9 protein-coding genes and 1 tRNA gene are annotated in these 12,860 nt (G+C 67.1%); 5 read left to right on the plus strand and 5 right to left on the minus strand.

Annotated elements, in window-relative coordinates; translation table 11 throughout:
• Entirely contained in the window at window positions 1-1,182 is a 1,182-nt protein-coding gene (locus ACYSM9_RS05575; protein ID WP_461856014.1) for a cation:proton antiporter, read from the plus strand.
• Window positions 1,183-1,210: 28 nt separating this feature from the next.
• Here ACYSM9_RS05575 and dcd read toward each other — a convergent pair whose 3' ends face one another.
• Entirely contained in the window at window positions 1,211-1,786 is a 576-nt protein-coding gene (gene dcd, locus ACYSM9_RS05580) for a dCTP deaminase (RefSeq protein WP_461856015.1), read from the minus strand.
• A 129-nt stretch (window positions 1,787-1,915) separates the two neighbouring features.
• Between dcd and ACYSM9_RS05585 the strand changes: the two genes are divergently transcribed.
• Complete coding sequence (locus ACYSM9_RS05585; RefSeq protein WP_461856016.1) at window positions 1,916-3,640, plus strand: CAP domain-containing protein; 1,725 nt, start codon at window positions 1,916-1,918, stop codon at window positions 3,638-3,640.
• Window positions 3,641-3,646: 6 nt separating this feature from the next.
• On the opposite strand, the gene ACYSM9_RS05590 is transcribed toward ACYSM9_RS05585, so the two are convergent.
• A complete protein-coding gene (locus ACYSM9_RS05590; protein ID WP_461856017.1) occupies window positions 3,647-4,108 on the minus strand; it encodes an SRPBCC family protein in 462 nt (153 codons plus the stop codon).
• 241 nt (window positions 4,109-4,349) lie between these two features.
• Here ACYSM9_RS05590 and ACYSM9_RS05595 point away from each other — a divergent pair.
• A tRNA-Gly gene (locus ACYSM9_RS05595) sits at window positions 4,350-4,423 on the plus strand.
• A gap of 31 nt (window positions 4,424-4,454) precedes the next feature.
• On the opposite strand, the gene ACYSM9_RS05600 is transcribed toward ACYSM9_RS05595, so the two are convergent.
• Entirely contained in the window at window positions 4,455-5,834 is a 1,380-nt protein-coding gene (locus ACYSM9_RS05600; RefSeq protein ID WP_461856018.1) for an MFS transporter, read from the minus strand.
• Window positions 5,835-5,976: 142 nt separating this feature from the next.
• Here ACYSM9_RS05600 and ACYSM9_RS05605 point away from each other — a divergent pair, with 142 nt between their 5' ends.
• Both ACYSM9_RS05605 and ACYSM9_RS05610 read left to right on the plus strand, forming a co-directional pair.
• A complete protein-coding gene (locus ACYSM9_RS05605) occupies window positions 5,977-6,831 on the plus strand; it encodes a LysR substrate-binding domain-containing protein (RefSeq protein ID WP_221387388.1) in 855 nt (284 codons plus the stop codon).
• A gap of 167 nt (window positions 6,832-6,998) precedes the next feature.
• Window positions 6,999-7,313, plus strand: a complete 315-nt coding sequence (locus ACYSM9_RS05610; protein WP_461856019.1) for a hypothetical protein — start codon at window positions 6,999-7,001, stop codon at window positions 7,311-7,313.
• 78 nt (window positions 7,314-7,391) lie between these two features.
• On the opposite strand, the gene ACYSM9_RS05615 is transcribed toward ACYSM9_RS05610, so the two are convergent.
• The gene (locus tag ACYSM9_RS05615; RefSeq protein ID WP_461856020.1) at window positions 7,392-10,886 is read right to left on the minus strand and encodes a proline dehydrogenase family protein; all 3,495 of its coding nucleotides are present in this window, start codon (window positions 10,884-10,886) and stop codon (window positions 7,392-7,394) included.
• A gap of 387 nt (window positions 10,887-11,273) precedes the next feature.
• A complete protein-coding gene (locus tag ACYSM9_RS05620) occupies window positions 11,274-12,737 on the minus strand; it encodes an amino acid permease (RefSeq protein ID WP_461856021.1) in 1,464 nt (487 codons plus the stop codon).
• Between the last annotated feature and the right edge of the window lie 123 nt (window positions 12,738-12,860).

The following is a 12,860-nucleotide window of genomic DNA, read 5'->3' on the forward strand; positions in this document are numbered from 1 at the left end:
ATGGACCCGTTGGCCCTGACCCTCATCGAACTGGGGGCCGTTGTGTTCTGCCTCGGCCTCCTGGCCAGGCTGGCCGGGCGGATCGGGATGTCGCCCATCCCGCTCTACCTGCTGGGCGGCCTCGCGTTTGGTGCCGGCGGCATCGTCAAGCTCGAAGGTATGCACGAGTTCGCACACCTTTCGGGCGAGATCGGGGTCATCCTCCTCCTGCTTATGCTCGGCCTGGAATATACGGCCGCGGAGCTCTTCACGGGGCTCCGCGGTTCCTGGCAGGCGGGCGTCCTTGACCTGGTCCTCAACTTCGTCCCGGGCGCCGCGCTTGCCCTGTTCCTGCACTGGGGCTTCGTCGGCGCCATGGTGATGGGCGGGGTCACGTACATATCCTCCTCCGGCATCGCCGCGAAGGTCATCACGGACCTTGGCCGGCTGGGCAACCGCGAGACGCCCGTGGTGCTGTCCATCCTCGTCTTCGAGGACCTGGCCATGGCCATCTACCTGCCCATCCTCACGGCCACCCTGGCCGGGGTGAGTTTCCTCGGCGGCCTGACCACCGTCGGGATCGCGCTGGCCGTGGTGAGCGCGGTCCTCATGGTGGCGCTGCGGCACGGGCACCACGTCTCCAAGGCCGTCCACAGCGAGAACTCAGAGGTCTTCCTGCTCAACGTCCTGGGCGCCGCCCTGCTCGTGGCGGGCGCGGCGTCCGCCATGCAGGTGTCCGCCGCGGTGGGTGCCTTCATGCTGGGCATCGCCATTTCCGGGTCCACGGCGCACAGCGCCACCCGGGTCCTCGAACCGCTGCGGGACCTGTTCGCGGCCATCTTCTTCGTGGCATTCGGGCTCAACACCGATCCCGCCACCATCCCGCCGGTGCTCGGCTGGGCGCTGGTCCTGGCCGTGGCCACCGCCGCCACCAAGATGGCCACGGGCATCTGGGCGGCCAAGCGCGCCGGCATCGCCAGGCCGGGCCGTTTCCGCGCCGGCGCCGCGCTCGTGGCCCGCGGCGAATTTTCGATCGTCATCGCGGGCCTGGCCGTGGCCTCCGGCGTGGTCCCGCGCGAACTCGCGGCACTGGCCACCACCTATGTGCTGATCATGGCCGTGATGGGACCGCTGGCCGCGCGCTACGTGGAGCCGCTGACCAAGGCGTTTGCCCGGAAGCCGGCGGTCGCGGCCCAGGCGTAGGTCCCTGCCGGCTGGCGGCGGTGCGGCGCTAGATGCTGGTGCGGTGGAAGTTCAGGTGGCTGCGGCTGGCAGTAGGTCCGCGCTGGCCCTGGTAGCGGTTGCCGTATTCGCCCTTGCCGTACGGGAACTCCGCGGCGGAGCTCAGCCTGAAGAAGCACAGCTGGCCGATCTTCATGCCCGGCCACAGCTTGATGGGCAGGGTGGCCATATTGGAGAGTTCAAGGGTCACGTGGCCGGAGAAACCAGGGTCGATGAACCCGGCGGTGGAGTGGGTCAGCAGGCCAAGGCGGCCCAGGGACGACTTGCCCTCCAGGCGGGCGGCGATGTCATCGGGCAGCGTGACAGTTTCGTAGGTGGAGCCCAGCACGAATTCGCCGGGATGCAGGATGAACGCCTCGTCCTGCTCCACCTCCACCAGGCGCGTGAGCTCGGGCTGCTCCTGCGCGGGATCGATGTGGGCGTACTTGTGGTTGTCGAACAACCGGAAGAATTTATCGATCCGGACATCCACCGACGACGGCTGCACCATCGCCGGTTCGAAGGGTTCCAGCACGATCCGCTGGGAGTCAATTTCGGCACGAATGTCGCGGTCAGAGATCAGCACCGTCCCAAATTACCGTATCGGTTATCCCCAGCCCGATTTTTTCGTTGTTGCTGTAGCCCTCTGGGGCTAATGTTGCCAGTGATAGCCGCCGGATGGTCTCCCGGATGGCGTAACAGAGCTGGGGATGTTGTGAATAGATTGGTTGCACCCTCTTTCATTGGCGTGCTCTGTGCGTTGGCGCTGGTCTCCACGTCCGCCTCCGCACCGCTGGCGCCGCCCGTTGGCCAGGCGGCGGGAACGCAGGGCATCTCCCTGGCTGCGCCCATAGTCAACGACGCCGGCGCGGTCCCGGGCAGCGCGGGTTCGGCCCTGGGGCCCCTCACCCCGGCCGTGGACCCGGACATCCGCGCCGCATCACCGGCCAGCCCCGCAACCGCTGGTCCCGCAACCACCGATCCTGCTGCCGGCACGGCGACTGCTGAGGCCACCACGCAGGAGCCCGCGCCGACCGCGGCAGCACCCACCGGACCAGCACCCACGGCCCCGGCTCCCGAAACAGTGTCCATTCCACCGCTGTGGGCACCGGACGGGGAACTGGCTGCGCCCTCCACCACACAGCTTGCCGCCCCGGAATCCGGGCAGGACGTTGCCAGGACCGAAGCCCTGGTGCCGGACAGCAACGCGGCTGCCATCCTCACCGTATTCAACAGGATCAACGAGTACCGGGTGGCCAACGGGCTGAACAAGGTGAAGTACCACCCCACCGTGGCCGGGATGTCGCAGGAGTGGTCGGACAGTATTGCCACCCGTGAAGTGATCGAGCACCGGGCGAATTTCTGGCTCGACCCGCGCGCGCTGAACCCGGACAAGGGTGCCGGCGAGGTGATCGCCATCCGCACCGACCGTGATGCCGCCCAGCTGGTGGAATGGTGGAAGGGCTCCCCGGGCCACAACGCCATGCTGCTGGACCCCCGGTTCAACGTGATGGGCGCCGGCATTTCCTACACCAATTCCACGTACCAGATCTGGGGCGTGGTGAACTTCTTCGGCTACACCACGCTGCCGGCCGGCACGCTCGACTCCCCCGGGGCGGGCACCGGCAACGCCTTCCCGCCGCCGGTCCCCAGCGTGTGCGATGCGCCCGTCAAGCACATGCCGCCAACCCTGAACCTCGCCGCTGCCGCCATCACGGGCCCGGCAGACCTCGTCTCGGTCAACTCATCCGGGCAACTGCTGGACAGGGCGTCCACCGGAGTCCGCTCCTACGCCGCGGCCAAGGTAATCGGGTCGGGCTTCACCGGCGCCAAGGAAGTCTTCGTCACCGACTGGGACCGGGACGGCACCTACGACGTCCTGACCCAGTGGACCAACGGCAACCTGACCCTGCACCGGGGCGTCGCCACCGGGGGGTTCCAGGCACCCGTCACCCTCGGCACCGGAGGATGGGACACGCTGACGCTGGCCGTGGGCGGCTGGTGCGCGAACAACAGGATGCCCCAGATCCTGGCGCTGGACGGCTACGGAAACCTGTTCCTCTACCCGAACAAGGGCACCGGCGACCTCGCGGAGCGGGCCACCGTGGCCACTGGCATTTCGGCCTCGCGGCTGTCCATGGTCGACTACGACGCCGACGGGTTCCAGGACCTCCTGGCGCTGAAGACGGACGGCAGCGTGCAACTGTACCGCGGCTGGGGCACCACGGCGCTCCGGGCCGAGACACGCCCCACCGTGGCAACCGGCTGGACGGACGTCACCGGGATCCGGGCGCTGCGCAATGTCACGGGACTGAACTCCACGGGCGTGGCCCTGCGCCGGGCAAACGATGTTGTGCAGTACTGGGACCTCACCGGCGGAAGCCTCGCGTCGCCGTCGAACATTGCCGGCCCGTGGACCGGGCAGCGGCTGGCGCAGTAGGAGGAGTCAGAGGGCCGGTTCGAGTTCCAGCACGTCCTTGAGCCGCTCCAGCTGGGCAACATCCGAGCTGACACGGCGCTGCAGCATCCCGCTCACCAAACTGAACCGGTCGAAGAAGCCGAACCGCCCCTCGCGCTTGGCCTCCAGCGCGAACCGGACGCGGGTGCCGGCGTTCTCGGTGCTGAGGTAGTAGCCACCCCAGCGGGTGGCGGGCCCGGAAACGATGTGGAACCGGATTTCGGCGCCCGGGCGGGCATGGGTGATCTCCAGTTCCGCGGGGATGCTCAGCCCGGAGCGTCCCGCCACCATCTTCCGGTAGACGGCACCCGCGGCACCGGCCGGCCCCTGGGCGAGCTTCACGCTGCGGACATCGTCGCGCCACAGCGGAAGGTTGGTGGCGTCAAGGAGGAACTGGTAGACGGCCATGGCGTCGCGCTCTATGAGGACCTCGTGCTCTGCGATTGCCATGAAGATAATTCCTGTTGTTGACGTCGGCGGCCGCAATAGCCGTCTCCCCCAATGCGGCGGCTACCCGGGGATCAGGTTAGCCAGCGCCCATCGCCCCCACCTAGCCGGCACCGCCGACGTTATTGAAGAGTTACTGGATGACGCCGCGGATGACAGGACACGCAGCGGCCGGCCGTGGCGTGGGCGGGCAGCCGGCGGATCTGCGCTAAGCTAAGTTCTGCCCCGCACGAGCGGCGGCAGCGCGGCTGTAGCTCAATGGTAGAGCGCTAGCTTCCCAAGCTTGATACGCGGGTTCGATTCCCGTCAGCCGCTCCACCCTGGCCTTGCCGCACAGCGGCGCACCGCCTCAGGCAGCGGCCCGCCGGGCAATCCGCAGCGGATGCCGCCAGTCCCGCCAATCCACCCGCAGCTGCAGCGAGCCCTTCCGTGCCAGTATCGCGGCCACCGTCACGGCAGCCAGCGCGGGCACTCCGCCGGAGACCAGCAGCGCTACATGCGGATCGGCATGCTCGGCGATCCAGCCCAGCATGGGGCCTCCGAGTGCCTGGCCGCCGATCAGCACCATGATGTACAGGCTCATCACGCGCCCGCGGACCGCCATGTTGGAGCTGACCTGCACCAGCTGGTTGGATCCGGTCAGGAACATCAGGCACCAGAAGCCGGACAGCACCATCACCGCCCCAAACGACGCCATCGACGGCGCCAGCACCGCCAGGCACAGCATGAGCCCGTACATTCCGGCGCAGAACACCACGGACCGCAGCCGGAGCTGGCGGCGGCGGGTGGATGCCACCGCGCCGGACAGCGCCCCGAGGGCCACCAGGGCGTTGAGCAGGCCGTACCCGCCCGCGCCGGCGTCGAAGACGTGGTCCGCGAAGGCGGCAAGCAGCACGGGCAGGCTCATCGCGAACACCGAAATAAACCCGGCCATCAGCCAGGGCCAGTAGATGGTGGGCTTGCTGAGCGCGTAGCGCAGCCCCTCGCGGAGCATTCCCTTGCTTTTGGGCGCCGGGGCGCTGACGTGGAGCTGGTCCTTGCGCAGGATCAGCAGCATCGTCACGGTGGAGCAGCAGGCCACGGCATTGGCGCCAAAGGCCCACCCCGCCCCCACCGCCGTCAGGAGCAGGCCGGCAAGCGCCGGACCGATCAGGCCGCCCAGCTGGAAGGTGGTGGAGTTGACGCTGATGGCGTTGCGCAGGAAGGCCGGCCCAACAAGTTCGTTGACGAAGACCTGCCGGGCCGGCTGGTCAAGGACCGTGACCAGCCCCAGCACCAGGGCAATCGCGTAGACATGCCACACCTCGATGGCACCCGTGAGGGCGAGCGTGGCCAGGGCAGCGGCGAGGATGGCCGCCACGGACTGGCAGAGGATGAGGATCTTCCGCTTCGCGAACCGGTCGGCGATCATGCCGCCCCAGGGGCCGAGCAGCAGGGACGGCAGGAACTGCAGCGCCACGGTGAAGCCGACGGCCGTCACGGACCCCGAGAGCTGCAGCACCAGCCAGTCCTGGGCAATGCGCTGCATCCAGAGGGCAACGACGGCGATGAAGTGGCCGACGACGAAGATCCGGAAGTTGGGCACCCTCAGGGAGATGAACGTGTGCCGCCATGGAAGGCGCTCCGCCACGACCGGCAGCGGCTGGGTCTGGTGGTCCGGCGGCGCTGAACCCGCCGCGTCGATGACTGGTTGGGAGACGGAGGCCGACGAAGGCGGTGGGGGTGCCACAGGGATGTCCTCAAAATTGCGGGCGGTCTGGGATGTCCTTAACGCTATGGTGGCGGCAGCGGATTATGGAGAGGTATGGTCCCTATAACTCGTATTGCAAAACGCAATGCAGCCGCCAGGTGCTGCAGACAACGGAGACCACGTGTTCGAACCCGCCCAGCTGCGTTCCTTCCTTGCCGTCGCCGATACCCTGAGCTTCACCAAGGCCGCGGAGCGGCTGGGGCTCGCCCAGCCCACCATCAGCCAGCACATCCGCAAGCTCGAAGCCGCGGCCAAGCGCACCCTCATCAGCAGGGACACCCGCGATGTGCGGCTCACGGACAACGGCGACGCGATGGCGGGGTTTGCGCGGACCATCCTGTCGGCCCATGATGCCGCCGCCCGCTACTTCTCCGGGTCGGCGATGCGCGGGCGCCTGCGGTTCGGCACGGCCGACGACCTTGCCATCACCGGGCTGCCGCGGATCCTGCGGGAATTCCGGCAGATCTATCCCCAGATCAACCTCGAACTCACGGTGGGGCAAAGCGACCAGCTCTACCGGAAGCTCAACGCCGGCCAGCTGGACCTGGTCTTCGTCAAGTGGGTGGCCGGGGCCAAGGACGGCACGGTGGTCCAGCACGATTCGTTCTCCTGGGTGGGCCTGGAACAAACTACCCTTGACCCCGGAACCCCGGTGCCGCTGATCGCCTACCCCTCCCCCAGCCTCAGCCGGAAGCTGGCCATCGACGCGCTCGAAGCCCATGGCCGGACGTGGCGGATCACCTGCACCACGCGACAGATCAGCGGGGTGCTGGCCGCCGTCCGCGCGGGCATCGGTGTTGCCGTCATGCCGACGTCGCTGGTGCCGGAGGACCTGAAGATCATCACCCGCCGGTTCGACCTTCCCGCCGTGGGGGACGTGGACTTCACGCTCATCCGCAACCCCCTGGCAAACACCGAGGTCATCGACGCGCTGACGCAGTCGATCGTGGGAAGGACAATTAACCGCCAAACTTAACCCCGCACCCAGGGAATATCCAGCATTTGGGCGGATTAGGGGGTTCGTGTCCATTGATAGGGGGTGCGGCTTCCCCTATGCTGGGTTTCCAAGGGTCAAGCAGCTGGCCGGTTCTACAAACGGGCGCGTCCTCAGTTGGGGGTTTCCGCGCCTGGGACAGGCAGCCAATGACGACAGCCAGGAACACCCATCTCAGCTCTGCACACGCACGCCCGCTTCCCGCAGCCAGGCCGGCAACCCGCCAGGCCAATCTCGGCACCGGACGGGCCTCCACGGACTCCGGGTACGTGGGAAAACCAACCTGCGACAAGTGCCGCACCGACGAATTCGTCTACCTCGAGACCTACATTCCGCCGACCTACCGCCGCGACGGGTCGGTAGCCACCCTGGGCGAAGTCGCCTACACCTGCACCCACTGTGAGGAATTCTCGGCCCACAGCGTCCCCGTCACGTGGTCGCCGCCGGGCTGGTACCTCGGATAGGGGACAAACACAACCGGTGGCTGGGCTTGTCGAAACCCAGGTTTCGACAAGCCCAGCCGCCGGTCTTTCTGTGCCTGCCTAGATCAGCGCATCCGAGAGGTGGTTCGGTGTGCCGAACCGGTGGGCGGTGATGCTGACGGCCTGCTCGTGAAGGAATGGCAGCAGTTCCACGCGGCCCGACTCGGTGACGGCATGGGCGTAAACCGCGAGGTCGGGCCGTCCGCCGGTGGCCTCGGCGAGCGCGGACGCGTCGCCGCCGATGAGCCGGATGCGGGCCCCGGACAGCTTGTCCGCCGCGGCGAGCCGTCCCGCCGAAGCCAGCCAGCCGCCGTCGGACTCCACCGTCACGTCGATGTCCTGCGCGGTGAGCACGGAGCGCAGCTGGGCAGGAAGTTCGACGGCGGAGGAGACGGTCAGTGCCGAGCCGGCCAGCACGCCGGCGGCCACGGTCCGCACCAGGTGCGCCAGCGGCGCACCTTCCGAGAGGCGGATGGTGACGGGGAGGCTGCGGTACCTGAAGATGTTGCGTTCCGCGCTCAGGCCGGAGACGTCCTTGGCGGTGCCAAACTCCTCCGCCCAGGCCTCGGCGTCGGATGCCAGTGCCCGCTGGACGGACTCGAGTTCGGCGGGCTGCAGGGCGGAGCCGGCAGCGTTGAGGATGCGGCGGACGCCCGGATCGCTCACGGAGGCCGTAGCGGTGCTGGTGGCGGGAACCCAGTCCCCCAGCCCGGCGAGGTAGTTGGGGCCGCCGGCCTTGGTGCCGGCACCGACGGCCGACTTCTTCCAGCCGCCGAACGGCTGGCGCTGCACGATGGCGCCGGTGATGCCTCGGTTGACGTAGAGGTTGCCGGCCTGGATGGAATCGAGCCAGATGCCCAGTTCCTCGGAGTTGAGGGAGTGCAGTCCGGCGGTGAGGCCGTATTCGATCTGGTTCTGGATGGCGATGGCCTCTTCCAGGGTTTCCGCGGTCATCACGCCCAGGACGGGGCCGAAGAACTCGGTCAGGTGGAAGTAGGAACCGCGCTTGACGCCGTAGCGGACGCCCGGGCTCCAGAGCCGGCCGCTGTCATCGAGCTGCTTCGGTTCGACGGCCCAGTTTTCGCCGTGGCCCAGGGTGGTCAGGGCGTTGAGGAGCTTGCCGTTGGCGGGCTCGATGATGGGGCCCATCTGGCTGGTGGGATCCTGGGGGTAGCCCACCTTCAGGGAGGTGACGGCGTCGATCAGCTGGTTGTGGAACCGCTTGGATTTGGCCACGGAGCCCACCAGGATCACCAAGGACGCGGCGGAGCACTTCTGGCCGGCGTGGCCGAACGCGGAGTAGGCCACGTCCTTTGCCGCGAGGTCCAGGTCGGCGCTGGGGGTGACGATGATGGCGTTCTTGCCGCTGGTTTCGGCCAGCAGCGGCAGGTCCTTGCGGAAGGAACGGAACAGCTCGGCGGTTTCGTAGCCGCCGGTGAGGATGACGCGGCCCACGGCCGGGTGGCTGATCAGCTGCTGGCCCAGCTCCCGCTCACCCAGCTGCACCATGGTGAGGACATCCTTGGGCACACCGGCTTCCCACAGGGCTTCGACCATCACGGCGCCGCTGCGGGCGGCCTGCTTGGCGGGCTTGATGACGACGGCGGAGCCGGCGGCGAGTGCCGCGAGGGTGGACCCTGCCGGGATGGCGACCGGGAAGTTCCACGGCGGCGTGACAACGGTGAGCTTGGCTGGGACGAACGTGGCGCCGTCGACCGTGTCCAGCCTGCGGGCGGACTCTGCGTAGTAGTGGGCGAAGTCCACGGCCTCGCTGACCTCGGGGTCGCCCTGGTCGATGGTCTTGCCGGTCTCGCTGGCCATCACCTCGAGGAGGTCCGCGCGGCGGGCCTCGAGGATGTCGCCCGCACGGTGCAGGATCTCTGCCCGCTCGTTGCCGGAGAGTTCACCCCATGCCTTGCCCTTCTCGACGGCGGTCTCGATGGCCTTGTTAAGGGTGGCCTCGTCGTTGATGAAGGCAGCCTCGACGGAGTCGTTGCCCAGCGTGGAACCGGGGACGCGGTCCAAGATGGCGCGGCCCCAGTCGCGGTTGGCAGGCAGGGACGGATCGGTGTCCGGGGTGTTGTCGAAGCCCGGGTGGGGCATCGGGGCCGGGGGCAGGCTCCGGTTCTGGCGCCGGTTGGGCAGCGGGACGGTGTTGTCCAGGGCCTCCAGCGAGGCGAGGAAACGCTGCTTTTCCCGCTCGAACAGGCCCTCGTTCTCGCTGAGCTCAAAGACGGCGGACATGAAGTTGTCCTGGCTGGCACCCTCTTCGAGCCGGCGGATCAGGTAGGCGATGGCGACGTCGAACTCGGACGGGTGCACCACCGGGGTGTAGAGCAGGAGGGAGCCGACGTCCTTCTTCACGGCTTCGGCCTGGCCCTGTGCCATGCCCAGCAGCATCTCGAATTCAATACCGGATTCAACGCCGCGCTGCTTGGCCAGCAGCCAGGCGAAGGCGATGTCGAACAGGTTGTGGCCGGCCACGCCGATCCGGATGTTCTTGATCCGCTCGGGGTGCAGCGAGTAATTGATAACGCTCTTGTAGCTGGTGTCGGAGTCCTGCTTGGAGCCCCAGGTTGCCAGCGGCCAGTCGTGCAGCGAGGCTTCCACGTGCTCCATGGGCAGGTTGGCGCCCTTGACCACGCGGACCTTGATCCCGGCGCCTCCGTTGGCGCGGCGCTCCGCAGCCCAGTCCTGCAGGCGGATCATGGCGGACAGCGCGTCCGGCAGGTAGGCCTGGAGCACGATGCCGGCCTCGAGGTTCTTGAACTCAGGCATGTCCAGGATCCGGGTGAAAACCGCGATGGTCATGTCCAGGTCCTTGTATTCCTCCATGTCCAGGTTGATGAACTTGGGCTTGGAGAAGGAGGCAGCACGCCGGAACAGCGGGGTGAGTTTTTCGACGACGTGCTCCACGGCTTCATCGAAGGCCCAGGCGGAGTGCGGGGCCACGGTGGAGGAGACCTTGATGGAAACATAGTCGACGTCGGGACGGGCGAGGAGGGTGTGCGTGCCCTCAAGGCGGCGGGAGGCTTCGTGCTCTCCCAGGACTGCTTCGCCCAGGAGGTTGACGTTGAGCTTGATGCCGTCTTTTTTGATCTTGGCGATGGCGGGGCCCAGCTTGGCGTCGGTGGCGTCGACGATCAGGTGGCCCACCATTTCGCGCAGCACCTTGCGGGCCACGGGAATGACCACCTGGGGCAGGACCGGCGCCATGGTGCCGCCGAGGGCCACGGCGCTGCGCATGTACCAGGGCAGGAAGGCCGGGACCTTGGGGGCGAGCTTGGCGAGGTTGCGGGCGGCGACGTTCAGGTCCTCGGGGCGGACCACGCCGTCCACGAAGCCGACGGTGAAGTCCAGGCCGTTGGGGTCCTTCAACACTCCGGCCAGCTGCTGGGCCGAGGCGTCCACCGGGACCTTGGCGGCCTCGGTCAGCCAGCGGCGGACCAGGGCGACGGCCTCGCTTGCCAGGGCCTTCGTCTGGGGGACGTCGACGTCGACAGTCTGCGGTAGGGACACGGCGCCCAGGGCCGGTTCCATTGCAACGTGGGTCATGGTTTTCCCGCTTCTTTCCTTGCGTTGGGAGGAGGTCTTTCCACCAGTATGGGCTTCCAGTCACATAAGATAAAGCGATCTTTTCCAACCAATACAGGTTAGGAAACCCAATGCTTTCGTCACTCCAACGCGTGCTCACCTTTGGCAGCAAAAACCCCAACCCCCGCTCACCTTTGGCAGCAAAAACCCCAACCCCCGCTCACCTTTGGCAGCAGAACAGGAACCCTCCTGCACGTGATGCGCAGGAGGGTTCCTGTCCTGACCGGAGGTGAGCCGGCGTTTCGGGAAAAGCCACCGGACATGAGCGGGCGTTTCAGGAAAATCCGCCGGATGTGAGCGGGCGTTTCAGGAAAGGCCGTCAAATGTGAGCGGGCGTCGGGGCAGGGGTCAGGAGAGCGGGCGGTGCAGCTCGGCGAGTTCCTGGTGGCGCGGGCTGTCGGGGTTCATCAGGGAGTGCCTGCGGCCGTAGCCGAAGTAGATGACCAGGCCGATGATCAGCCACACCACGAACCGCAGCCAGGTCTCCCAGTGCAGCTGCAGCATCAGGAAGGCGGAGGCCAGGACGCCGAATGCAGGGATCACCGGCATCAGGGGCAGGCGGAAGGTGCGGGGCGCGTCAGGCCGCTTGTAGCGGAAGATGATCACGGACAGGCAGACGACGACGAACGCGGCAAGGATGCCGATGTTGGTCAGGTCCGCAACGGCCTTGATGGGGAAGACGCCGGCGAGGAAGGCGGAGGCGATGCCGCCGATCCAGGTGACGCGCTGCGGGGTGCCGTGCCGGTCGGTCTTGGCAAACCAGCCCGGGAGCAGGCCGTCGCGGCTCATGGAGAACCAGACGCGGGTGACGCCGAGCAGGAAGGTGAGCATCACGGTCAGGATGGACAGGACCGCGAACACGGAGATGATGGTGGCGATGACGGGCAGGCCCACGGACGTGAAGGCGGAAGCGAAGCCGGCTTTGGGGTCGATGTCCTTGTAGTTCTGCATGCCGGTCAGGACCAGGGTGGCGGCCACGTAGAGGAGCATGGCGATGATGAGCGAGAGCACGATGGCCTTGGGCATGTGCTTCTTGCCGTCCTTGGCTTCCTCGGCCGCGGTGCTCATGGCGTCATAGCCGAACACGGCGAAGAACACGGTGGCGGAACCGGCCACGACGGGGCCGAAGCCGCTGGGCATGAACGGGTTGTAGTTGTTGGTGTCGATATAGAAGACACCCAGTCCGATGATGAAGAGGATCAGGACCACTTTGATGGCGACGGCCACGAGCTCGAACCGGCCAAACGCCTTGGTGCCGCGGGAAAGGATCCAGGTCACCAGGAGGCAGACCAGGATGGCGGGGATGTTGATGATGCCGCCCTTGCCCTCGTCCACGGTGGAGGTCATCCAGGCCGGCATGTGGATGCCGATCCCGGACAGGAAAGCGTCAAGGTACCCGGAGATGCCGATGGCCACCACGGCGACGATGGCGATGTATTCGAGCAGCAGGTCCCAGCCGATGAACCAGCCGATCACCTCGCCGAGGGCCACATAGCCATAGGTGTAGGCCGAGCCCGCCCGGGGGATCATGCCCGCGAATTCCGCATAGGACAGGGCGGCCGCCGCGGAGGCGAGGCCTGCGATCAGGAAGGAAATCAGTACCGCGGGCCCCACTCCCGGGTTGCCTTCGCTGCCGGCCGCCACCAGCCCCGCAAGGGAGAAGATGCCGACGCCGATGATGCCGCCGACGCCGATGGCGGTGAGCTGCCACAGCCCGAGGGACTTGAATAGACCGCTGTGCTTGTTCTCTTCCTCGATGTCATCAATGGGCTTGCGCCGCATGATCGATTGGCTTAGATCTTTACTGCTCATCAGGAACTCCTGCTTTGGGGTGCGACCCCGCCGCGGCACGCCAACGAATGGCTGTGACGGGGGTAACTCGGTCCCAACAGTATGCGCGGGCCCTTGCGTTAGATAAAGTGACTACTTCTAACC

The organism is Arthrobacter sp. C152 (genome assembly GCF_054890965.1).